This is a genomic window from Umezawaea sp., from assembly GCF_036375055.1.
Classification (GTDB): domain Bacteria; phylum Actinomycetota; class Actinomycetes; order Mycobacteriales; family Pseudonocardiaceae; genus Umezawaea.
The window spans coordinates 1-21,332 of sequence record NZ_DASUSQ010000139.1; the positions used below are offsets into that span (position 1 = coordinate 1).

Genomic DNA, 21,332 nt, shown 5'->3' on the forward strand with positions numbered 1-21,332 from the left:
GACCGGTCGACCGCGGTCCGATCCTGTTCGACACCTGTCAATCGGTGGTCGGCGGTCGCGTAGAGGACGAACCGCCCCTCAAGTCGACGGGAACCACCAGCGACGCCCGGCCGACCACCGCGATCACCACCGGCGGCAGTCGGGGCATCGGCGAGGTCGCGGGCGGCTTCGCCCTCCGACGGTGCCACCGGACGGGACTCCGGACCTCGGTGGGCGGTCTCGGGTCGAGGCCGCCCACCGGTCGGTCAGCAGCCGTCGAGCGTGATGACCACGGCGCTGCCCGCCGCCACGTCGACGCCGAGCTTGCCGTCGCGGACGCGCAGCCGCTCCGCGCGCTTCGGCTTCAGGTGGCCCCGGCGGTCGACGGTGGCGCCCTGCACGGCCGTCGCCTCGGTCCCCAGGCTGTCACCGGTCAGGCGCAGCACCTCGGCGCCGCGCGCCCGGCCGTCCACGGCGATGTCGAGGTGCACGGGGGCCGCGGTGGTCTCGTCCTTCTGCACCACGGCGACGCGGGTGCGGCCGTCGTCGCCCTTCACGGCGTACGCGGTGACGTTGCGGTCGGTCGACAGGGTGAGCGGCAGGAACCTGCCGGACCCCATCTGCCGCGCCATCCACAGGCCGTAGTAGATCGGCATCGCCTTGTACACCTTGGCCTGCTCGTCGGCCGCGGTCGCGGCGCAGATCGGAGTGTAGCGCTGGAACTTGCCGTTCCAGATCGGCTCGTTGCACACGCCGAGTCCACCGTGGACGTTGATGCCGTCCACACCGGCCTGCGCCATCGACAGGCTGTAGTCCAGGCCCCACAACGCCGACGCGTAGGTGTTGCTCACGCCGTCGACCCCGCCGCCGTAGGCGGAGTTGGCCTCGTCGACCCGGAACGCCAGCCCGTTGGCCCTGGCCGCCTCCAGGTTCTTCGACACGGACCTGAGCTGGTCGGTCACGGTCGTCGGGGACAGCAGCTTCGCGATCGTGGCGTCCGGGCCCGAGCTGTACTGGTGCACGGTGAGCATGGACATCCGGTCCTTCTCGTCCGCGGCGAGCGAGGCCGCCCACGTCGACGAGGTGCCCGCGGTGTCGGGACCGGCGACGCGGGTGCCGCCGACCGCGGCGGCGCACGTCTCCCAGTCCTCCCGGTAGTCGGCGTAGGCGTACCCGGCGGGCCGGAAACCCTTGCCCACCCACTGGTCCGGCTCGTTGCCGCACTGGGCGGCGACGAGCTTGCGGCCCAGGATCGACGCCATCGACCTGGCCTGGTCCTCGCCCAGCGCCGCGTCCCAGCGTCCCAGGTTGATGCCGACCATGGTGGTCCAGCCGGTGACCGACAGGAACCTGTCCAGCCGCTCGACGTCGGTCGGGGTGACGACGTCGTTCACCCACCCCGGCAACGGGTTCGGCGGCTGCTGACCCCGCGGCACCCACAGGGTGTCGCGGTCCAGGGTGTTGCCGGAGATGCGGACGTTGCCGCGGCCCAGCGTCTTGAACAGGGCGGCGGCGTTGCCCTTCGCGGCGTCGAGGTTGCCGATGCCGAGTTCCCTCATCTCGAACGACAGCCCGACGAAGTCGGACGCCAGCCGCCCCGCCGGGTGGGCCGTGTCGATCGTGAGCGTGGCCGTGGACGCCGGGGCCGCGGTCGCGGCGCCGGTCGTTGCGGTCAGGGTGGCCACCACGGTGGCCGCGCCGACGGCCGCTCGCCAGCCGGTGCTGATTGTGCGCATGCCGATCTCCTCGTACGCGGAAAAGGACCGGCGGCGGCACCCTTGCGAGCGAGTCACTGCGATCAAGCGGTGCCACGGTACGTCGGCGCGGCGCACGCGGGCAAGATCATGCGGAGATACCGGTCGTCGACGACGAGGGAGACCGAACGATGAGCGTGGTGCACCGCCTCGGTGACGGGCTGGTCAACTTCTACCTCGTCGACACCGGCGAGGGCCTGGTGCTGGTCGACGCCGGTCTGCCGGGCCACTGGAAGGGCTTCCTGGCCGACCTGGACCGGCTCGGGTGCGCGCCCCCGGACATCACCGACGTCCTCGTGACCCACGGGCACCCGGACCACATCGGGCTCGCCGAGCGGCTGCGGACCGAGGCGGGCGCGCGCGTCCACGTGCACGAGGCCGAGGCCGCGCTGGCCGCCGCGCCCCTGAAGCCCGCCGCCGACGCGCGCCCGGAGAAGTCGATCGTCGGCTACGCGCTGCGCAGGCCGAGCGGACTGCGGACGCCGCTGCACCTGCTGCGGCTCGGCGCCCTGCGCACCCGGCCGGTCGCGGAGCCGGTCCTCTTCGCCGACGGCAGGCTCGACGACGTGCCCGGCCGCCCGCTGGCCGTGCACACACCCGGCCACACCCACGGCAGCACGGTGTTCGTGTTCCCCGAGCACGCCTTCACCGGCGACGCGCTCGTCACCCGCGACGAGATGGTCGGCCACGTCGGGCCGACGCTGCTGTGCCGGGCGTTCACCCACGACGGCCGCGCGGCGCTGGAGTCGCTGCGGGCGCTGGAGGAGCACGACGTCCGCTCGGTGCACCCCGGCCACGGTGAGCCGTGGACCGACGGCCTGCCCGCGGCGGTGCGGGCGGCGGTGGCCGCGGGCGTGCGGTGATGGCGGGATCCGAGGGCCACGTGTCGTTGCCGCCCTCGGATCGGGCCAGCACAGTGGAGGTGTGCGGGATGTGGTGGTGGTCGGCTACGCCGACGTGGCGTTGCTGGACGTCGCCGGACCGGTGGAGGTGTTCGAGGGGGCGCGGTGGGCCACGGGCGCGGACTACCGGGTCCGCGTGGCCACGGTCGGCGGCGGCCCCATGCGGGCCACGGCGGGTCTCCAGCTGCTGACGGAGGACCTGGCCGACATCGACGGCCCGGTCGACACGCTGCTGGTCGTCGGCGGCTTCGGCTCGTGGGCCGCGGTCGACGACGCGGTCCTCATCGGTCACGTCACCAGGCTCGCGGGGACCGCCCGCCGCGTCGCCGCGGTGTGCACCGGCGCCGGTCTGCTCGCCGCGGCCGGTGTCCTCGACGGCTGCCGGGCCACCACGCACTGGGCGTTCTGCCGCGAACTCGCCCGACGGCACCCGGAGGTCGAGGTGGTGCCGGACGCGATCTTCGTGCGGCACGGCCGGATCACCACGTCGGCGGGCGTGACGGCCGGGATCGACCTGTCGCTGGCGCTCGTCGCCGACGACCACGGCCAGGACGTGGCCCGCGAGATCGCCCGCTGGCTGGTGGTGTTCCTCCAGCGGCCGGGCGGGCAGTCGCAGTTCAGCGTCCGCTCCCGCGTGCCCGCGGTCCGCTCCGAGGGCCTGCGGGTGCTGCTGGACGACATCGCGGCCGACCCGGCGGCGTCGTGGACGGTCTCCGACATGGCCGACCGCGCCGCCATGAGCGCCCGCCACCTGGCGCGGGTGTTCCCGCGCGAGGTGGGCCTGCCACCCGCGCGGTACGTCGAACGCGCTCGCGTCGAGTTCGCCACCGAACTGCTCGACTCCGGCGACGAGGCGCTCGACGTCGTCGCCCGCCGCAGCGGCTTCGGCTCGCCCGAAACGCTCAGGAGGGCCTTCCACCGCGTGATCGGCGTGTCGCCCGGCGGCTACCGGTCCCGCTTCCGCACCACCTGCTGAGGAGAACGCAGTGGACATCGCTTTCGTGCTCTACCCCAACATGACCGCGCTGGACCTGGTCGGCCCCTACGACGTCCTCTCGCCCGGACCCGACGTGACCTCGCACTTCGTCGCCGCCACCCTCGACCCGGTGCCGGCCGGTTCCGCGATGCGCATCGTCCCGACCACGACCTTCGACACCCTCGACCGCGCGGACGTGATCGTCGTTCCCGGCGGCGAACCGTACGAGGTGCTGGCGGAGGGCACGGTCGCCGCCTGGCTCCGCAAGGTCCACCCGACCGCGACCTGGACGACGTCGGTCTGCACCGGGTCGACGCTGCTGGCCTCGGCGGGAGTGCTGGAGGGGAAGCGCGCCACCACGCACTGGGCGCTGCGTGACCTGTTGGCGTCGTTGGGAGCGGAGGTGAGCACCGATCGGGTCGTGCGCGACGGCTCGGTGATCACCGGCGCCGGGGTGTCGGCGGGCATCGACATGGCGCTGACCCTGGCCGGGATCCTGTGGGGTGACGTGTTCGCCCAGGGCGTCCAGCTGGCGATCGAGTACGACCCCGAGCCGCCGTACGACAGCGGTTCGGTGGAGAAGGCGTCGCCGGAGGTGGTCGACCTCGTCCGCGGTCTCGTGGCGAACGAGTTCGGCGCCGGTCGGAGCGAGGGCGTGAAGGCCTGACGGTCGCTGGTCCGGGTGCTCGCACGTGGACGACGTGCGGGCCAGGGGGGCCGGACCGTTCGTCCGCGACGACGGGAGGTCGGTACGGTCCCCCGTGCGCACCGCCTTCGCCGACCACGTCCTCGCCGAAGGCGCGAGCGAACTGGACGACCTCCGCGGCGAACTGCGCGTCCCGATCTACCCCGAACCCGAGCCGCGTCCGGACACCGAACCGGCGGTGACCCGCACGATCGAGCTGACCGGTCCCGCGCGGGGACGGGGCCGTCAGCGAGGCCCGAGGTGTTTCGGGGCCGTCGGTTCAGCGGCGCAGGCGGGCGGCGAGGCCGTCCAGGAGGCAGTCCAGGCCGAAGGTGAACTCCGCGTCCGGGGTCAGGTCCTCGGCTTCCAGCACGTGGCGGGCCAGCAGGGGGTGGTCGCCCGCTGCGATGACCTCGTCGACGTACGGGCCGAGGCTGCGTCGCCACTCGTCCTCGGTCAGGCCCGTGCGGTGCTCGGCGCCGCGGTCGGCCTGCTGGGTGGCGACCGAGCCGAGCACGTAGGCGTGCACGGCGCGGACCGCTTGCGACGACAGGGTGGCGTCGGGGGTGAGTGCGGCTGCCGCGCGCAGTGCGGCCTCCGACCGCCGGAGTGCGTTGGGGCCCAGTGAGGGTCTGCCCGCCAACTCGCCCGCGAGCCACGGGTGGCGGAGCAGGGTCGCGCGCAGTGCGTGGGCCACGGCCGCCAGGTCGGTGCGCCAGTCGCGGGTCGGTTCGGGGAGCGGGGTTTCGCCCTGGGCCGCGTCGACCATGAGGTCCAGCAGCTCGTCGCGGTTGGTGATGTAGCGGTAGAGCGAGGCCGTGCCCGAGCCCAGGTCGCCTGCTACGCGTCGCATCGACACGGCCGCCAGGCCCTCCGCGTCGGCGACCGCCAGGGCGGCGGTGACGAACTGGTCCACGCCCGGCGCGCGGCGGCGGGGTTCCGGGCGCGGTCGGGTCCACACCGAGTGGGGCGCGGGGTCGGTCATCGGGGCTGGTCCTCTCCTCCGTTGACCCGGATCCTACCTTCTGGATACGGTGTATCCATGACGGAAACAGCGTATCCAGAAGTGGTGGTGATCGGAGGGGGGAGCGTCGGGCTGCTCACCGCGGCGCTGCTGGTCCACCACGGCGTCCGCGCGGTGCTCGTCGAGCGGCGGCCGGGGCCGTCGGTCCACCCGCGCGCCACCGGCATCGGCCCGCGCACGGTCGAGGTCCTGCGCGAACTCGGGCTCGACGCGGCCGTCGACGCGGTCGCGGTCGACCTCCGGGGAGGGGTGGGGAAGGCGGTGGCGCGGACCGTGGTCGAGATGGGCGCGGGCGACGTCGTGACCGTGCCGATGCCGACCCCGTCCGCCGACGAACCGGACGTGACGCCGTTCCGGCTGCGCGGCGTGTGCGCGCAGGACCGGCTCGACGCCGTCGTGGCGGACCACCTGGCGCGGCGCGGGGCGGACCTGCGCTGGTCGACGCGGCTGGTCGGCATCGCGCAGGACGCCGACGGGGTCGACGTCGAACTGGAGGGGCCGGACGGCCGCTACTCGCTGCGCTGCGCCCACGTGGTCGCCGCAGACGGCACGCACAGCCCCGTCCGGACCGCGCTCGGCGTCGGCACGTCCGGGCCGGGCGACCTGGGCAAGTCGATGATCAACATCTTGTTCCGCGCCGACCTGCGGCCCCACCTGCGCGGCACGTCCTTCGCCACCTGCACGATCACCACGCCGGACGCGCCCGGCCTGCTGGCCACCGTGGACGGTGAGGCGAACTGGGTCTTCCACGTCAACGCGGGCGAACGCCCCGAGGACTTCACCCACGAGCGCTGCGCCGCCGTCGTCCGGACGGCGGTCGGCGACCCCGACCTCGACGTCGAGGTGCGCAGCGTGCTCTCGTGGCGCCCCCGCAGCGCCCTGGCCGACCGCTTCACCGCCGGCCGCGTGTTCCTCGTCGGCGACGCCGCGCACACCGTGTCGCCCCTGGGCGCGTTCGGCCTCAACACCGGGGTCGCCGACGCGCACAACCTGGCGTGGAAGCTGGCCGCCGTCCACCGCGGCGAGGCGGGCGCCGGGCTGCTCGACACCTACGCGCACGAACGCGAACCGGTCGCCGCGGCGACGCTGGACCAGGCGATGCGCCGGCTGGCCGACCCGAACCTGCACTGGGGCCGCGGTCCGGAGGCCGACGCGGCCAGGGAGGCGGCGGGGGTCTGGGCGTCCCCGGTCGTGCACCTGGGGCAGCGCTACGACTCGGCCGCCGTCGTCGACCCCCGCCCGGAACTGCCGTCCACGGTGGACCTGGCCGCCGCGCTGGACGGGTCGCCGGGGTCGCGGGTGCCGCACGCGTGGATCGACGGGGTCTCCACCCTCGACCTGGTCGCGTCCCGCTGGACCCTGCTGGCGGGTGAACCCTGGCTCGCCGCGGCGGCGGAGGTCGGCCTCCCGGCCCACCGCGTCACGGTCCCGTGGCTGCCCGCCGACGGGGCCCTGCTCGTCCGTCCGGACGGGATCGTCGCGATGCGGGCCACGACCCCGAGTCCGGACCCGGCGCGGTTCCTGGCCGGGGTCCTGGACCGGGTGCTGGCCAGGACCCCGGTTCGGACCTGAGGGTCAGAGCGTCGTGGCTGGTCGACAGCACCTGCCTGCCGTCGTACCAGACGGTGATCTGCCCGGTGGACCGGTTCACCGACTGCTGGATGGTGTGGCTGCCGCCCTCGGGGGAGAAGTCGCACGCGCTGCGCCAGGTGGCGGGGGGAACCTTCCGTCGTGGGCTTGGTCGCCCCGTGGGCAGCGGCGTGATCAGAAGGTAAACGGTCCAGACCACAAGTTCAACAACCTGATTCAGTTTCATGCATGTGAACTGGTGGATCGCCGTGATCAGGTCTGCCACGGTGATGACCATGCGCGCGGACGCCGGGAGCGGGTTTCGAGCGGCCTTCGGCGTCGCGGAGTTCCGGGTGCTCTGGTGCGCGTCGCTGGCGTCGGTCGTCGGCGACCAGCTCGCCCGGCTCGCGCTGTCGGTCCTGGTGTTCCAGCGGACCGGCTCACCGGCGTGGACCGCGCTGACCTACGCGCTCACGATGCTGCCGGGCCTGCTGTCCGGTGTGCTGCTCACCGGTCTCGCCGACCGCTACCCGCGCCGCACGGTGATGGTGTGCAGCGATCTGGTGCGGGCCGCGCTGGTGGCCGTGATGGCCCTGCCCGGCACTCCGCTGCCGCTGGTGGCGGCCCTGCTGGTGCTCGTGCAGCTGGCGGAGCCGCCGTTCGCCGCCGCCCAGGGCGCGCTGCTGCCGCTGGTGCTGGGCGACCGCCGCTACGAGGCGGGACAGTCGATCCACCTGATCACCCACCAGGTCGGCCTGCTGCTCGGGTTCGCGGGCGGCGGGCTCGTGGTCGCGGGCCTCGGCACGTCCGGCGCGCTCGCGGTCGACGCCGTCACGTTCGCGCTGTCCGCGGCACTGCTGCGGTTCGGCCTGCGGACCCGTCCGGCCTCGCTGACACCGCCGCCGAGCGGACGCGCCGCGGACCCGTGGTTCACGCGGGTCAGGGCGGGCGCGGGCCTCGTGTGGCACGACCGCAGGCTCCGCGTGCTGGTCGCGCTAGGCTGCCTGGCCGCGTTCAGCGTCGTCCCGGAGGGGCTCGCCGCCCCGTTCTCCGAGCACGTCGGCACCGGGGCGGCGGGGGTGGGCGTCCTGCTGGCGGCCGACCCGGTCGGCATGGTCGTGGGCACGCTGCTGCTGCGGTTCGTGCCGTCGGCCGCACGGGTGCGGCTGCTGGGCGTGCTCGCCGTCGGCACCTCGCTGCCGCTGGTCGGCTACCTCGCGTCGCCGGGGTTCGGGGTCGCCGTGGCGCTGCTGGCGCTGTCCGGGCTGTTCAGCGCCTACCAGGTCACGGCGGGTGCGACGTTCGTCCGCCTGGTCCCCGACCAGCACCGGGGGCAGGCGCTCGGGTTCGCCCGCACCAGCCTGGTCGCCGCGCAGGGGCTCGGCGTGGCCGGTGGTGGGCTCGTGGCGCAGTGGAGCGGCTCGATCGCGGGGTCGATCGCCGCCGCGGGGGCCGCGGGAACGGTGCTCGCGCTCGCCGCGGCCACCTCGTGGTCGCGTGTGTCGGCCGGGGTGACGACTACCGATGGTTGACCGCTTCACCAGATCTTGTCGCGCACGTCGGTCCACCTCCTCTCGCTCACCTGGGCGTACGGCTGGAAGCGGAGGGTGGATCACCAGATCTTGTCGCGCACGGTCAGCACCTCCTCCGGCGTCGTGTCACCCCGGCAGCGGCTGACATCGCCCCTGGTCACGATTACCGTGACGGTCCGTCCGGTCCTGGTCGCCGCCAGGGTTACCGCGTCGTGAGGTGGCAAGGGCATGGGACATCGCGCGGACGCTCCGGCTGGAGCCTGCGGTTCCCGGCGCGTCACGCGCTGGTCACTATGGTCCCTGCCCGCACGGGCGTTGGCCTACGTGCTACTGGTGGACACGGGTGCGGCAGTAGCGGTATTCCTGACCGGTCAGGGGCCGGTGGAGGCCCGGTCGTGGCTCGTCGCGGCCGTGCTGGCCGCCTGCGCGTTCGCCCACCTGCACTGCTCGCGCTGGATCGAGCGCATCCGCCGCGACCACAGCCGCCTCCCGCACGTCGACCTGTGCAGCATCTGGATCTTCGCGGGCGCGCTGGTCCTGCCGCCGCTGCCCACCGTGCTGCTGGTCGTCTCGATCTACCTGCACCGGTGGTGGGTGGTCGGCCGGTGGGACGCGTCGAGGCCGCCGCACCGCTGCGTGTTCACCGTCGCCATGATGGTGCTCGCCGCACTGGCGGCGAACGGCGTCGCGCACGTCTCCGGTCTGCGCGAGCACCTGCTGGCGGGCGCCCCGTCCGGCCCTGGCGACCTGGTCGGCATCGTCGGCGCCGCCGCCGCCCAGTGGGGCGTGAACTCGCTGCTGGTCGGGATCGTCATCGCCATCACCGTCAGGCTGCGCCGGATCGGCGAGGCCGTGGGCAGCGCGGCCGACAACCTCCTGGAGGTGGGCCAGCTGGCGCTGGGCGCGTTCGTGGCGCTGGCCGTGGCCTGGTGGCCCGGTTTCGCGCTGCCGATGGTCGTCGCGGCCGTCGCCCTGCACCGCACGGTGCTCATCCACCAGCTCGAACTGGCCGCCCGCACCGACAACAAGACCGGACTGCTCAACGCCGAGGCGTGGCACCTCAGGGCCAGGCTGGAACTCCAGCGCTCCCGCGACCAGCAGACCCCGGCGACCACCGGCCTGTTCATGATCGACGTCGACCACTTCAAGGACATCAACGACCGCTACGGCCACCAGGTCGGCGACGAGGTGCTGCGCGAGATCGCCTCGACGCTGTCCGGCGCCGTCCGCCGCGGTGACTCGGTGGGCCGGTTCGGCGGCGAGGAGTTCGCCGTCCTGCTGCCGATGGTCGAACGCGCCGAGGCCCTGGCCATCGCGGAACGCATCCGGGCCAGGGTGTTCGGCCTGGGGATCGACGACGGCCGGGGCGGCTCCGTGACCGGGCTCGGCGTCAGCATCGGCGTGGCCATCTGGCCGGAGGTCGACGAGGACACCGTGGAGGGTGTGCTGGCCGCGGCCGACGCCGCCCTGTACGAGGCGAAACGCCTCGGCCGCGACCAGGTGCAGCTGGCCGGGGCGCACCGCGGGGTGCGCTGGGCGCCCGCCGCGCGGACGACGCAGCCCGCGGACTAGGTGTAGAAGCCGTCCACCACGGCCGACGCCTCGTCGAGGAGCGCGGGACCCTCCTGGCGGAAGCCGGGGAACCCGCCGCCGGGCTTGAGCGCCAGGAGCTGCTCGGTCGACAGCGCGAAGACGACCCGGCCCAGCCCGGACCGGTCGATCGCCCCCGCGCACATCCCGCACGGCTGGCAGCTCGTGAACATCGTGGTGGCCGCCGCCGTGGCCGGGTCCAGCTCGCGCGCCGCCCACCGGGCCAGCTTCAGCTCCGGGTGCGCGGTGATGTCGCCGTCGGACAGGACGGTGTTGCGGTCCTCGGCCAGCACGGTCCCGTCGGCCGCCGCGAGCAGCGAGCCGAACGGCGGGTCGCCCGCGTCCCGTGCCGCGCGGGCCAGGCCGATCGCCCGTCGGAGGAGGTGTTCTTCGCTGGTGTGCACCGCCCCAGGCTAGGGTTCCCGGCTCCTGCGGTGAAGGGGCCGCCGAGGTGGGCCGCTCACCCCGCCGATCCCGGAACCCAGCGGCCGGGCTCCGTCCACCAGGTCACCGTCACCGCACCGGGCCGGTGCCGCGGCGACGGCGCCGTGCGTCGCCCGCCGTGCTCCGCACGACCCGGCGGACCCGTTCCCACCCGCCGCTCAGTCCTCCCAGACGTCGCTCGGCGGCAGCCCGCGCGCCTCGCGCTCCCGGTCCACCAGCCGCTGGATCAGCGCCGTCTTGCCCTTCGTGTACGCCAGCCCGTCCGACTCCGTCGCCGCGAGACCGCGCTTCAGCTCGCCGTACTCCGCGGCGGCCTCGGGGTGGGCGAGGAGGTGGTCGCGGAGCAGGCGTTCGTTGCGGGTGTCCCAGTTCTCGGCCGGGATGACGTGGAGGTGGTGGGTGCGGACGCCGTCGGTGTCGCGGCCGTAGAACAGCCGGTCGCGCATCCCCGTCTCCTCGCGCACGTAGCCCAGCGCGGTGAGTGCGCTCTCGTCGGCCAGCACCGCGGCCAGGTCCGGTGTGGACACCATCAGGTCGATCACGGGTTTCGCGGCGAGACCGGGGACCGCGGTGCTGCCGACGTGCTCGACGATCGGGAACAGGGGCCGCAGTTCGGCCATGCGGCGCGCGGCCTCGGCGGGCCAGGAGGGGTCGTGGTCGGAGAAGTCGATCGGCATTCGCGGCAGCTTAGTAGTGTGCGGGGGTGGCCAGACCCGACTTCCCGATCACGACCGAACGGCTGGTGCTGCGTCCTTTCACGATGGACGACCTCGACGCCGTGCACGCCTGGCAGTCGCTGCCGGAGGTGGCGCGCTACCTGTACTGGTCGGCGCGGACCCGCGAGGAGAGCCGCGTCGCGCTGGAGGCCAAGGTCGCCGTGCCGTGGCCGACGGCGGTGGGGGAGTCGTGCACGCTGGCCGTGCAGCGGCGCGACACCGGCCAGGTGATCGGCGAGGTGCACGTCGAGTGGCTGCACGAGGAGTGGCGGCAGGGCGAGTTCGGCTTCGTCTTCCACCCCGACCACGGTGGTCACGGGTACGCGACCGAGGCGGCGCTGGTGGCGCTGCGGCTGGGTTTCACCCACCTCGGGCTGCACCGGATCATCGGCCGCTGCGACGGCCGCAACACCGCGTCGATCAGGCTCATGGAGCGCCTCGGGATGCGCAAGGAGGCGCACTTCCGCCACAGCGACATCTTCAAGGGCGAGTGGGGCGAGGAGCTGGTCTACGCGGTGCTGGACGACGAACTGCGGCCCTAGACCGCCGCCCCGGCGAACACCTCCCCGAACCGCTCCAGCGGCACGTCCCCGACCGCCAGCTCCTCCGCGAGCCGCTCGAACGCGAACAGGAACGCGCGGATGCCGTCGGGCGGCAGCAGCGCGGTGTCGGCCATCAGCGACAGCCGCATCCGCTCCGGCGCACCCCCGGTGTCCAGGTACAGAGCCATGTCCTCGTGGGCGGTCCGCTCCGGCCACGCGAGCGTGGTCGCCTCGGTGGACGTCGCGCGCGTGCGGGGCAGGGTGGACCACATGTCGTTGACCTGGCAGCCCGGTGGCAGGTCGACCCCGCGGAGCACCTCCGCGGCCAACCGGCCGTCGTAGCGGGCGTGGCGCTTGGCCGCGGCCATCGTCGCGGCCGACCGGCGCAGCACCTCGTCGAAGTCCGCGGCGTCCAGGTCCACCACGGTCTTCACGGCCTGGTTGAGCGTCGTCACCGCCGTGAACAGGTCCGGCTCCAACCGGTTGCCCTGCATGACGTCCAGCCGGTAGGCCGGGCCGGGGCAGAAGCAGCGGAGCAGACCGGTGGTGATCGACAGCAGCACGACGGACGTGCTCGTGCGCAGCCGTCGGGCCGCCGCCCGGACCGCCACGGGCAGCGCGCCGGACTCGATCTCGCCGCGCACGAACCTCGGCTCCAGCGCGACGGCCCGCGCGGGCGCGGGCGACGGCATCCGCGCCGCGTGCTCCCGCAGGTACCGCATCGCCTCGACGTTGAGCAGCTGGCCGTCCGGCGAGTTCTGCCGGGTGGCCAGGTCCACCGGCTGCACCGACGGCCTGGCCGCGGGCACGGGCTCCCCGTCGGCGCGGGCCCGGAGCATGGCCGCCAGCTCGGCGACGAGCAGCTCGGTGCCGCTGTGGTCGGCGGCCAGGTGGGAGACGCCGAGCACGACCAGCACGGGGATGCCCTCGTGCAGCGCCAGGGAGATCCGGATCGGCAGCTCCTCGTCGTGCGCGAACGCCGTGGCACCGGCCCGCACCAGGCAGTCGGTCACGATGCTGGTGAAGTCGACCGGGTCGTCGGCGGGCCGGTCGAACAGGGTCACGTCGACCGCGCCGGAGGCCAGCACCTCCTGCGTGGCGTCCCCGCGCGCCGACGCGTGGAACAGGGTGCGCAGCGACTCGTGCCTCAGCAGCAGTTCGCTGATCTGCTCCAGCACGTCGCCGACCGACAGCGGCAGCGGGACGGGCAGCCACCGGGTCAGCACGAAGAACGGCTTCACCTCCGGCAGCCACTGGTGGATGCCGTCCCAGGTGCCCCGCTGGCCCCACGTCAACGGGCCGACGCGGGAGCGCCCGCCGTGGAACTCGGCCCTGACCGTGCTCTCGGTGATCACGACACGCCCCTCAGCTCGACGGCGGCACGCGTGAACAGCACGTCCCGCAGGCAGTACGCGGTGTAGGACAGGCCCGCCGTCCAGCCCGCGACGACGGCCCACATGACGGCGTCGATGCCGAACGGGCCGTTGAGCAGGTAGGCGAACGGGACCTGGACGACGACGAACGCGATGAGCGTGCAGATCAGCGGCGCGGTCGTGCGGCGGGCCCCGTTGAGGTACCCGTGCAGCACCACCATCACCGTGTACAGCACCAGGAACGGGTAGATGATCAGGATGTACCGCTCGGTCAGCTCGCGCGTCGCCGGGTCGGCGGTGAACAGCCCGGCGATCGGGCCGCGCGCCAGCAGCACCACGGCGGTGACCACCGCGGTGAGCCCGACCGTCAGCCCGACGGTCTGCACCAGCCCCCGCCGCGCGCGTTCCCGGTCCGCGCCGCCCAGGTTCTGCGCCACGAACGCGGTCACCGCGCCGGAGAGGTCGAGGAACAGCATCCCGGTGAACAGCTCCAGCCGGGACACCACCGTGAACGCCGCCAGCACGACGGTCCCGTAGGACTGGATGATCCAGACCAGCACCATGATCCCCACGGCGAGGATGATGTGCTGGCTCGCCAACGGGAACCCCAGCCGCACGGCGTCCACGAGCTCGCGCCGCACGGCGGGCTCGGACCGCTCGCGCCCCAACGGGTACAGGCGCCGGGCGGCCACGAGCCCGACCAGCAGCGCCACGGCGCTCGCGAGCACCGTCGCCAGCGCCGCGCCACCGATCCCCAGGCCCAGCACGGACAGGAAGAACCAGACCAGCACGATGTTGACCACGTTGCCGAAGCCCTGCACCCACATCGCCGCCCGCGAGTCGCCGAGCCCCCGGAAGTAGGCGCTGACGGCGGCCAGCCCGAACATCGCCGGGAAGCCGAGCGACAGCGTGCCGAAGAACAGCGCGCAGTCCTCCGCCAGCCGCCCGTGGATCCCCATCGCCGACAGGACGGGTTCCGCCAGCACGGTCGCCAGCAGGACGCACCCGGCCGACCACACCGCCGTGACCAGGGCCAGCGCCAGCACCACGCCCCGGCGCTCACCGTCCTGCCCGGCGCCGCGCAGGTGCGCGAGCCGGATGGTGAACGCCGTGCCGAGGCCGATGAACATCGCGTTGAGCAGGTAGAACATCGGGCTCGCGACGCCGACGGCCGCGAGGCCGTCGACGCCGACGTAGTGCCCGACCAGGATGCCGTCGATCAGCACGTACCCCTGCTGGAGCAGGTTGGCCGCGGTGAGGGGCAGCGCGAAGCCGACGATCCTGCGCAGCGCGGGCCCCGTGGTCATGTCCGTCATCAGGCGGCGTCTTCCGCGAACTCGGCCAGTTCCTCGACGTGGTAGGCGATCTCGGAGACCGTGCGGTCGGCGAGCAGGTCCGCGACGTCGTAGTGCACGCCGTGGCGGACGGCGATCGTGCTCGCCACGGACGCGGCCATGATGGAGTCGCCGCCCAGTTCGAAGAAGTCGGCCTCGACGTCGAGCGCGGGGTAGCCGAACGCGAGCGCGAGGCACTGGGCCACCGACCGCTCGACGTCGGTGTACTCGTCGGTGTCGCGGCCCTTCAGCTCGACCCGCACGGCGGCGACGGTGGCCTTGATCTTCTCCGACGCCTTGAGCAGCCGCTCCTCCAGCGCGTGCATCTCGCGCTCGACCTTGGCGTCGATGTCGGCCGACAGCGGCACGTCGTAGGAGCGCAGCAGGTGGATCAGCTCGCCCCGGTAGTTCAGCTCACCGGCGAACAGCCGGGGCCTGCGCGACCGCAGGGCGGCGTCCACGACGTCGAGGCCGACGGAGGTGGGGAGGGCCTTGAACATGGTGTCGCCGTTGGTGCCGTGGTCGACCGCCATGCCGATCTCCTTCCACGCCACCCAGTCCAGCGCGACCACGTGGCACGGGCCGCCCGCCCGCGAGCGGGCCAGGTTGTCCAGGTAGTAGTTGCCCGCCGCGTAGTCCGCCTGGCCGGGAGCAGGGAAGACCGAGGCCACCGACGAGAAGTGCACGACGAAGTCGGGCCGGTCGGCGCGGGTCAGCTCGTCCAGCACGAACGCGCCGTGCAGCTTCACCCGCACCACCTCGTCGAAGTCCTCGGGCAGGCGGAACATCAGCGTCGCGCCACCGGGCAGACCGGCGGCGTGCACGATGCCGTCGATGCGGCCGTGGTCCTGCTGGATCCCGGTCACGGCCGCCGCGAGCGCCGTCGGGTCACCCGCGTCGGCCGCGCGCACGACCACCCTGGTGCCCCCGGCCTCCAGGTCGCGGACCGCGGTGATCCGCTCGGTCGCCGTGCCCGCCGCGAGCAGGTCGTCCCACTCCTCGCGCGGCGGCATCCCCGACCGGCTGAGCAGCACCAGCGTGGTGTCGGGCTGCTTCTCGGCGAACGACCGCGCCACCGCCAGGCCGAGCGCGCCCGTGCCGCCGGTGATCAGGTAGGTGCCGCCGGGCCTGAGGTAGGTCTCGGGGCCGTCGGTGTCGACCTCGGGCACCTCCACGAACACCTCGCGCGACCGTGCGGAACCGCGCAGCACGAACAGGCCGTGCTCGGCGGAGAACAGCTCCGCCCGCAGCGCGTCGCCGGGCACCGCCGTGTCCACGTCGAGGTGCTTGACCTTGATGTAGGGGTACTCGCGGCCGATCACCTTGCCGAAGCCGACCAGCGCGGCGTTCTCGGTCACGGCCGTGGTGTCGCCCTCCTCGGCGCAGACCGCGGTCCGCGTGAGCACCGCGAGGTCGACCTTCACGCCCGCCGCCATCAGCGCCTTGGACAGGTGGAACAGGCTGGTGAGGTTCTTGGTCGTGCGCCTGCTCACCTCCTCGACGTCGGTGGCGGGGGCCGGTTCGAACGCGAGCGCGTGCACGACGTGCGTGACGTTCTCGTCGGCGACCAGCCCGGCGATCCCGTCGAAGTCGTCGGCGGTGAAGTCGGCGCCCAGCCGCAGCACCCGCACCGCTCCCAGTTCGGCCGTCGCGAGGAACGCCTCGGCGTCGGTGTCCGGGTCGACCAGCGCCACCACGGACGCGCCCGCGGGCACCTCGGTGACCGGGAGCGCGGGCGTGGGCTGGAACTCGACGTCGTGGGTCACCGGGTGGCGCTCGTCGGTGGCCGCGAGCGAGAGCTGCTCGCGCCAGGTGTCCGGGAACTCCATCCACGCCGGCGTCTCGTCGAACGCGTAGGCGGGCAGCCGCACGATCCGGGGCGCGCGGTCGGCGGGCGGGGAGCTGTCGACCGGACCGCCCGCCAGGTACGCCTTCGCCTTGGCGGCCAGCGGACCGGTGACCGGCGGCTGCCCGTTGACCAGCAGCTCGGCCAGGGCGCGGCGCAGATCGTCCACACCGGACACGACGAGCGCGACGCGGTGCCGGTGCGAGCTGCGCGAAACCCTGGTGGTGTAGGTGATGTCGGCGATGTCGACGTCGGCGAGCCCACCGCCGTCGATGAACCGGACGTACCGCTCCACCAGCCACGTCAGCGAACGCGGGGTGGCGGCGGACAGCGTGAACAGGACCTCGCCCTCCGACGGCTCCGGCCGCTCGGCCGCGGTGTGCTCCTCCAGCACGGCGTGCGCGTTGGTGCCGCCCAGCCCGAACGCGCTCACCCCGGCCCGGCGCGGACCCTCGGACTCCCACGGGCTCAGCGCCGTGGGGACGTACAGCGGGCCGGACGCGAAGTCGAGCTTCGGGTTCGGCGTCGTGAAGTTGGCCTGCGGCGGGATCATCCCGTTGCGCAGCACGGCGACCGCCTTGATCAGGCCGATCACCCCCGACCCCTCGAACAGGTGCCCGACGTTGGCCTTGACCGTGCCCACCGCGCAGAACCCGCGGTCGTCGGTGTGCTTCGCGAAGGCCCGCTTCATGCCCTCGTGCTCGATCGGGTCGCCGACGCGGGTCGCCGTGCCGTGCGCCTCGAAGTAGCCGATGCTGCGCGGGTCGACACCCGCGTCGCGCCACGCCGCCAGCAGCAGTTCGGCCTGCGAGTCGGAGTCGGGGTTGGTGATGCCCTCGGTGTTGCCGTCGTGGTTGACCGCGCTGCCCTTGAGGACCGCGTAGACCTGGTCGCCGTCGGCCAGCGCCCGCTCCAGGCGCTTGAGCACGACCGCGCCCGACCCCTCGCCGAACCCGGTGCCGTCGGCGGCCTCGTCGAACGTGCGGGTCACGCCGTCGGAGGACTCGATGCCGATGTTGGAGTGCGGGTGCTTCACCGGCGCGAACACGATCCGCGCCCCGCCGACCACGGCCATGTCGCAGTCGCCCACCAGCAGCGCGTTCTTGGCCTGGTGCACCGCGACCAGCGTCGCCGAGCACGCGGTGTCCACCACCAGGCTCGGGCCGCGCAGGTCCAGCAGGTGCGACAGCCGGTTCGCCAGCATCGTCGGGATGTTCCCGGTGATCGCCTGCTGGCCCACCGTCGGGTCGATCCGGCAGATGTAGTCCAGGTACGTCGAGCCGGGGTTGACCGCGAACCCGACGAACACGCCGGTCCTGCTGCCGCGCAACCGGTCCGCGGAGTAGCCCGCGTCCTCGAACGCCAGGAACATCGCCCGCATGACCATCCGGTGGTGCGGGTCGGTCAGCGTCGCCTGCCGCGGGTTCATCCCGAACGCGGCGTAGTCGAACGTGTCCACGGTGTCCAGGAAGGACCCGTTGTGGTAGTCGACGTCCGGCTCGTTCACCGGGTCGACGGTCGTGGCCCGCAGGTAGTGGACGTACTGGTCGAGCTTCTGCCGCCGGTCCGGCGGGAACGGCCGCACGCTGCTCGACCCCGTGCTGATGACCCGCCAGAACGCGTCGAGGTCGTGGGCTCCCGGCACGTCGACCGAGACGCCGACGATCGCGATGTCCGTGTTCATCGAAAAACCCTTCCTCAGGCGATCTTGCTGACGAGCGAACTCAGGGTGGTGCCGTGGACCTCGTCGAACGCGGTCACGCCCGCCGCGCGCAGCGTCGTCACGGCGCGCACCCACTCGACCGGTGACGACAGCTGGCGGGCCAGCAGGTCGGGGCCGTCGAACAGCTCGCCGGTGACGCTGGAGACCACGGGCGCGCGGGCGGGGCCGAACTCGACACCCGCCAGCACCTCGCGGAACCGCGCCTCGGCGGGCGCCATCAGCGGCGTGTGGAACGGGCCGCTCACGTTGATCGGCACGACCCGCGCGCCCGGCAGCGCGGCGATGGCCTTCGCCGCCACCGCGACCTCCGCGCGGTCACCCGCGATCGTGGTCTGCGTGTCGGCGTTGAGGTTCGCCACGAACACCCCCGTCAGCCCGGTCTCGATCAGCGCGCGCCGCACGAACGCCACCGGCACGCCCTGCACGGCCGACATCCCGCCGCCGGTGACCTCCGACATCAGCTCCGCGCGCCGCCGCACCAGCCGCAGCCCGGCCTCCAGGTCGAGCACGCCCGCGGCGACGAGCGCGTTGTACTCGCCGAGGCTGTGCCCGGCGTAGCAGTCGTGGGCCGTCTCGGCGGCCAACCCCATGAGGGCGTTGACGAAGAACACGGCGGGCTGCGCGTAGCGGGTGTCGCGCAGGCGCCGCTCGGGGTCGCGGACGCACAGCTCCTCGATCGAGTAGCCGAGGACCTCGTCGGCGACCGCGGTGGCGTCCGGGAAGCGGGCGAACAGCTCCGCCCCCATCCCCTTCCGCTGCACGCCCTGACCGGGGAAGAGCAGACAACGCATGGCGGTGCTCCTAACGGGCTCGGCGGGAGAACTGCTGGACGGACTCGAAGCGCACGGGACGCGCGTCGGCGCGCAGGCACTCGCGGGTGAACCGGCGCGCGCCGGGGCCGGGACCGCAATCCACCACGCGCTCGATCCCGGCGTCGCCGATCGCGTGGCCCGCCGCCAGCTCCCACTCGATGGGCCGCACCAGCACCTGGTCCAGGAACTCCTGCACCAGGTCGGTCGACCGCCGCAGGTCGCGGGGCGCGTCGGTGGCGTACACCGGCACCCTCAGCGCGTCCGCGCCGGGCATCGGGCCGATGAACCCGAGGTCGTCGCGGACCCGGAGGGCGGCGGGAGCGAGCGCGGAGCTGTGGAACGGGATCGAGTTCGACAGGAACGCCCAGCTCACCCGGTCCCGCGCGAACACGTCCTCGTGGGCGAAGTAGAAGTCGAGCAGGTCCGCGGTCGACCCGCTGAGCACCTGCGTGGTGGGGGAGTTGACCAGGCTCACCGACACCCGCCCGTGGCCCCGGACGGCCCGGCTCAGGTCGTGCCGCGACATGCCCGTCAGCGCCGCCATCGGGCTCGGCGTCCGCCCCTTCCCGTCGCGCGCCAGGTACCGGCTCACCAGTTCGGGGCTGACGACGCGCGTCTCGTCGAGCTGGTGGCCGCGCACGAGGCTGAGCGCCACGAGCTTGAGCGAACTCGCTGCCAGCGCCAGGAACTCGTCCACCCGCCGGGCCCGCACCCCCGCCACCACCGCGGCCTGGAGCCCGATGCTGTGCCCGAGCGCGGCCACGACCACGTCGTCCGCGCTGGGCCCGGTCGGCTGGAGGTGGCACACCTGGCACACGTGCACGCAGATCCCGGCCACGATGGAATTCCGCAGAGCGGTGGCGGGGAACTCCGATTCGAGCCATTGTTTCAGCGACAAGTCGGTGGGGATGACCGCATCGCGCGTATCGTTTCCGATGTATTTCAGGACGTCGTCCAGAACGGTGAACACCGTGTGGAAGTAAGCGGCGTTCTCCGGTCGGGAATAGAGCTCGCGAAGTGCGACGACCAGGGTGTCGTTGTTGCCACCGAGACCGTCGAAGAGCAGCAGGGTACGCATGACCTCGACCTCTTCAGGGGGTCTTGACCAGGAGTGGCCGCGACGATGAGGCCGTGGTGTGCGGGTTCCCGTGAACGGTTGCACACGCTAGGGCGGGTGGCGAACAGCGACAACCGCCGCGATGTGCCGGCCATTGCGACGAAAGGCGGCAGGAGTACCGGAGCGCTGAAAACTTTCAGTCCGAATGGGGGTCGGTGTGCGGGGTTCCGCATTTCTCGGAGTGGTCGCCCTGTTCGGGCAGTTCACCGCGGGTGCGGACGTCGCCCACCACGACCGCCACCCGGCGCGGTGTGCGCCGCGCCCGCGGCCGTTCGGCACAGCCCGTTCCTCAATGGTCGGCCGTCCACCGCCTATCGGGCGGACGCGGATCGCTTCGTGTTCGCGAAGCGGGTCAGTCGGCCGTCGGGTTCGCCACTGCCTTGAGGGCGCCCTTGTCGTCGACCACGCAGGCGGCGGTCTTCGCGGTCGTGGCGAGGAACTCCGACAGGCACCGCCCGACCTGCTCGTGGCCGCGGGCGTTGGGGTGGAACGACTCCTGCAACGCGTGCGAGGCGCGGTCCTGGTCGCGCAGACCGTCGAAGTCGACCGTCAGCCGGGTGAACCACTCGCTCTCCGGCTTGCCGCCACCGGTGCAGGCCTCGTGCTTCGCGCCCGCCCGCGTGAGGTCGAGGTAGCGGGCGTCGACGCGGTTCGCGGCGGTCTGGATGCCCTTGGCCAGCACGCCGACGCCGGTGTCGCGGACCCACGCCATGTCGGCGGTGCGCAGCGGGCAGCCCGCCAGGTTCTGGAGGTCGGCCGGGACCGACGACGCGACGGGGGAGGCGTAGGACTGGACGACCAGCGAGTACGAGCGCTGCGTGTAGCCCTCGGCGTCCATCACCGAGCGGATGTCCCGCAACGCCCTCTCCACCTTCGGCACCATCCGGTCGACCCGGCCGCGCCAGTCGTCGGACAGCGTCGCGGTGCAGTCGGCGCCGCGTTCGAACCAGGCCTGCACGCACCGGTTGAGCACGTCGGAGAACCGGGGGTCGTCGTTCGCGCCGACGGCGACCACGATGACCGCCACGCGGTTCACCCGCGCGATGGCGGCGAGCCGCTTCGCCTGGGACTGCTCGGTGTTCTGGAGCTTGTCGGTCAGCCCGACCTGCTCGGAGTTCGCGCCGGAGCAGGCCAGGTTGAACGTCTTGTCGATGCCCGCCACGGTCGTCCTGTTGATGGTGGCCCGCAGCGAGCGGTGGCACCAGTTGCCGTTCTCACCGTCCGTGCCGGGCTCGTAGCTGCCCGCACCCTCCCCGGACATGGTGCTGTCGCCCATGGCCACCATGGCCGTGGGCGCGTCGCGGGCGGGCCCCGGCGGTGCCGCGAAGCGGTGGTCGCTGACCACCGTCAGGACGGCGATGAGGGGCAACACCACGAGGAGGGCCGTGGCTCGGCGCGCTAGGGGGGACATCGG

Annotated in this window: 18 protein-coding genes; 7 read left to right on the plus strand and 11 right to left on the minus strand. The window is 73.2% G+C overall.

Features of this window, described 5'->3' with window-relative positions:
• Together VFZ92_RS34355 and VFZ92_RS34360 are read right to left on the minus strand one after the other, a co-directional pair.
• Positions 1–188, minus strand: a 188-nt coding sequence (locus VFZ92_RS34355) for a hypothetical protein (protein ID WP_330880746.1), incomplete at its 3' end; no start/stop codon positions are given.
• A gap of 57 nt (positions 189–245) precedes the next feature.
• Positions 246–1,715 (minus strand): glycosyl hydrolase family 79 C-terminal domain-containing protein, encoded by a 1,470-nt coding sequence (locus VFZ92_RS34360; RefSeq protein ID WP_330880748.1) that lies wholly within the window; start codon positions 1,713–1,715, stop codon positions 246–248.
• A 149-nt stretch (positions 1,716–1,864) separates the two neighbouring features.
• Here VFZ92_RS34360 and VFZ92_RS34365 point away from each other — a divergent pair, with 149 nt between their 5' ends.
• From VFZ92_RS34365 to VFZ92_RS34375, 3 genes are all read left to right on the plus strand, one after another.
• Positions 1,865–2,596: an MBL fold metallo-hydrolase gene (locus tag VFZ92_RS34365; RefSeq protein WP_330880750.1), complete on the plus strand. Its 732-nt coding sequence runs from the start codon at positions 1,865–1,867 to the stop codon at positions 2,594–2,596.
• Positions 2,597–2,657: 61 nt separating this feature from the next.
• The gene (locus VFZ92_RS34370; protein WP_330880752.1) at positions 2,658–3,611 is read left to right on the plus strand and encodes a GlxA family transcriptional regulator; all 954 of its coding nucleotides are present in this window, start codon (positions 2,658–2,660) and stop codon (positions 3,609–3,611) included.
• A 10-nt stretch (positions 3,612–3,621) separates the two neighbouring features.
• On the plus strand, positions 3,622–4,278 hold the full coding sequence (locus VFZ92_RS34375) for a DJ-1/PfpI family protein (protein WP_330880754.1): 657 nt from the start codon (positions 3,622–3,624) through the stop codon (positions 4,276–4,278).
• A 298-nt stretch (positions 4,279–4,576) separates the two neighbouring features.
• On the opposite strand, the gene VFZ92_RS34380 is transcribed toward VFZ92_RS34375, so the two are convergent.
• Positions 4,577–5,281 (minus strand): TetR/AcrR family transcriptional regulator, encoded by a 705-nt coding sequence (locus tag VFZ92_RS34380; RefSeq protein WP_330880756.1) that lies wholly within the window; start codon positions 5,279–5,281, stop codon positions 4,577–4,579.
• A gap of 57 nt (positions 5,282–5,338) precedes the next feature.
• Between VFZ92_RS34380 and VFZ92_RS34385 the strand changes: the two genes are divergently transcribed.
• The 3 genes from VFZ92_RS34385 (at position 5,339) to VFZ92_RS34395 (ending at position 9,993) form a co-directional block, all read left to right on the plus strand.
• Positions 5,339–6,892 (plus strand): FAD-dependent monooxygenase, encoded by a 1,554-nt coding sequence (locus tag VFZ92_RS34385; RefSeq protein WP_330880757.1) that lies wholly within the window; start codon positions 5,339–5,341, stop codon positions 6,890–6,892.
• Between the two features lie 287 nt (positions 6,893–7,179).
• Positions 7,180–8,421: an MFS transporter gene (locus tag VFZ92_RS34390; RefSeq protein WP_330880889.1), complete on the plus strand. Its 1,242-nt coding sequence runs from the start codon at positions 7,180–7,182 to the stop codon at positions 8,419–8,421.
• Between the two features lie 333 nt (positions 8,422–8,754).
• Complete coding sequence (locus VFZ92_RS34395) at positions 8,755–9,993, plus strand: GGDEF domain-containing protein (RefSeq protein ID WP_330880759.1); 1,239 nt, start codon at positions 8,755–8,757, stop codon at positions 9,991–9,993.
• Here VFZ92_RS34395 and VFZ92_RS34400 read toward each other — a convergent pair.
• Complete coding sequence (locus VFZ92_RS34400) at positions 9,990–10,415, minus strand: nucleoside deaminase (protein ID WP_330880761.1); 426 nt, start codon at positions 10,413–10,415, stop codon at positions 9,990–9,992. The genes VFZ92_RS34395 and VFZ92_RS34400 overlap by 4 nt on opposite strands.
• A gap of 198 nt (positions 10,416–10,613) precedes the next feature.
• Positions 10,614–11,132, minus strand: coding sequence for a GrpB family protein (locus tag VFZ92_RS34405; RefSeq protein ID WP_330880763.1), 519 nt, complete (start codon positions 11,130–11,132; stop codon positions 10,614–10,616).
• Between the two features lie 26 nt (positions 11,133–11,158).
• Here VFZ92_RS34405 and VFZ92_RS34410 point away from each other — a divergent pair, with 26 nt between their 5' ends.
• A complete protein-coding gene (locus tag VFZ92_RS34410; protein WP_330880765.1) occupies positions 11,159–11,713 on the plus strand; it encodes a GNAT family N-acetyltransferase in 555 nt (184 codons plus the stop codon).
• Here VFZ92_RS34410 and VFZ92_RS34415 read toward each other — a convergent pair.
• The 6 genes from VFZ92_RS34415 to VFZ92_RS34440 form a co-directional block, all read right to left on the minus strand.
• The gene (locus VFZ92_RS34415; protein WP_330880767.1) at positions 11,710–13,068 is read right to left on the minus strand and encodes a hypothetical protein; all 1,359 of its coding nucleotides are present in this window, start codon (positions 13,066–13,068) and stop codon (positions 11,710–11,712) included. The two genes, VFZ92_RS34410 and VFZ92_RS34415, sit on opposite strands and share 4 nt — an antisense overlap.
• Entirely contained in the window at positions 13,065–14,393 is a 1,329-nt protein-coding gene (locus VFZ92_RS34420) for an MATE family efflux transporter (RefSeq protein WP_330880769.1), read from the minus strand. Before VFZ92_RS34420 ends, VFZ92_RS34415 begins: the two co-directional genes overlap by 4 nt.
• An 8-nt stretch (positions 14,394–14,401) precedes the next feature.
• Positions 14,402–17,950, minus strand: a complete 3,549-nt coding sequence (locus VFZ92_RS34425; protein WP_330880771.1) for an SDR family NAD(P)-dependent oxidoreductase — start codon at positions 17,948–17,950, stop codon at positions 14,402–14,404.
• A gap of 14 nt (positions 17,951–17,964) precedes the next feature.
• The gene (locus tag VFZ92_RS34430; RefSeq protein ID WP_330880773.1) at positions 17,965–18,780 is read right to left on the minus strand and encodes an ACP S-malonyltransferase; all 816 of its coding nucleotides are present in this window, start codon (positions 18,778–18,780) and stop codon (positions 17,965–17,967) included.
• Between the two features lie 10 nt (positions 18,781–18,790).
• A complete protein-coding gene (locus VFZ92_RS34435) occupies positions 18,791–19,879 on the minus strand; it encodes a hypothetical protein (protein WP_330880775.1) in 1,089 nt (362 codons plus the stop codon).
• 391 nt (positions 19,880–20,270) lie between these two features.
• Positions 20,271–21,329 (minus strand): GDSL-type esterase/lipase family protein, encoded by a 1,059-nt coding sequence (locus tag VFZ92_RS34440; RefSeq protein WP_330880777.1) that lies wholly within the window; start codon positions 21,327–21,329, stop codon positions 20,271–20,273.
• Positions 21,330–21,332: the final 3 nt, after the last annotated feature.

What these genes read in the sequence shown, in the direction of transcription:
- VFZ92_RS34360 (WP_330880748.1), bottom strand. Translation starts at nt 1,715, where the DNA reads ATGCGCACAATCAGCACCGGCTGGCGAGCGGCCGTCGGCGCGGCCACC.
- VFZ92_RS34365 (WP_330880750.1), top strand. Translation starts at nt 1,865, where the DNA reads ATGAGCGTGGTGCACCGCCTCGGTGACGGGCTGGTCAACTTCTACCTC.
- VFZ92_RS34380 (WP_330880756.1), bottom strand. Translation starts at nt 5,281, where the DNA reads ATGACCGACCCCGCGCCCCACTCGGTGTGGACCCGACCGCGCCCGGAA.
- VFZ92_RS34385 (WP_330880757.1), top strand. Translation starts at nt 5,339, where the DNA reads ATGACGGAAACAGCGTATCCAGAAGTGGTGGTGATCGGAGGGGGGAGC.
- VFZ92_RS34390 (WP_330880889.1), top strand. Translation starts at nt 7,180, where the DNA reads ATGACCATGCGCGCGGACGCCGGGAGCGGGTTTCGAGCGGCCTTCGGC.
- VFZ92_RS34405 (WP_330880763.1), bottom strand. Translation starts at nt 11,132, where the DNA reads ATGCCGATCGACTTCTCCGACCACGACCCCTCCTGGCCCGCCGAGGCC.
- VFZ92_RS34420 (WP_330880769.1), bottom strand. Translation starts at nt 14,393, where the DNA reads ATGACCACGGGGCCCGCGCTGCGCAGGATCGTCGGCTTCGCGCTGCCC.
- VFZ92_RS34425 (WP_330880771.1), bottom strand. Translation starts at nt 17,950, where the DNA reads ATGAACACGGACATCGCGATCGTCGGCGTCTCGGTCGACGTGCCGGGA.
- VFZ92_RS34430 (WP_330880773.1), bottom strand. Translation starts at nt 18,780, where the DNA reads ATGCGTTGTCTGCTCTTCCCCGGTCAGGGCGTGCAGCGGAAGGGGATG.
- VFZ92_RS34435 (WP_330880775.1), bottom strand. Translation starts at nt 19,879, where the DNA reads ATGCGTACCCTGCTGCTCTTCGACGGTCTCGGTGGCAACAACGACACC.
- VFZ92_RS34440 (WP_330880777.1), bottom strand. Translation starts at nt 21,329, where the DNA reads ATGTCCCCCCTAGCGCGCCGAGCCACGGCCCTCCTCGTGGTGTTGCCC.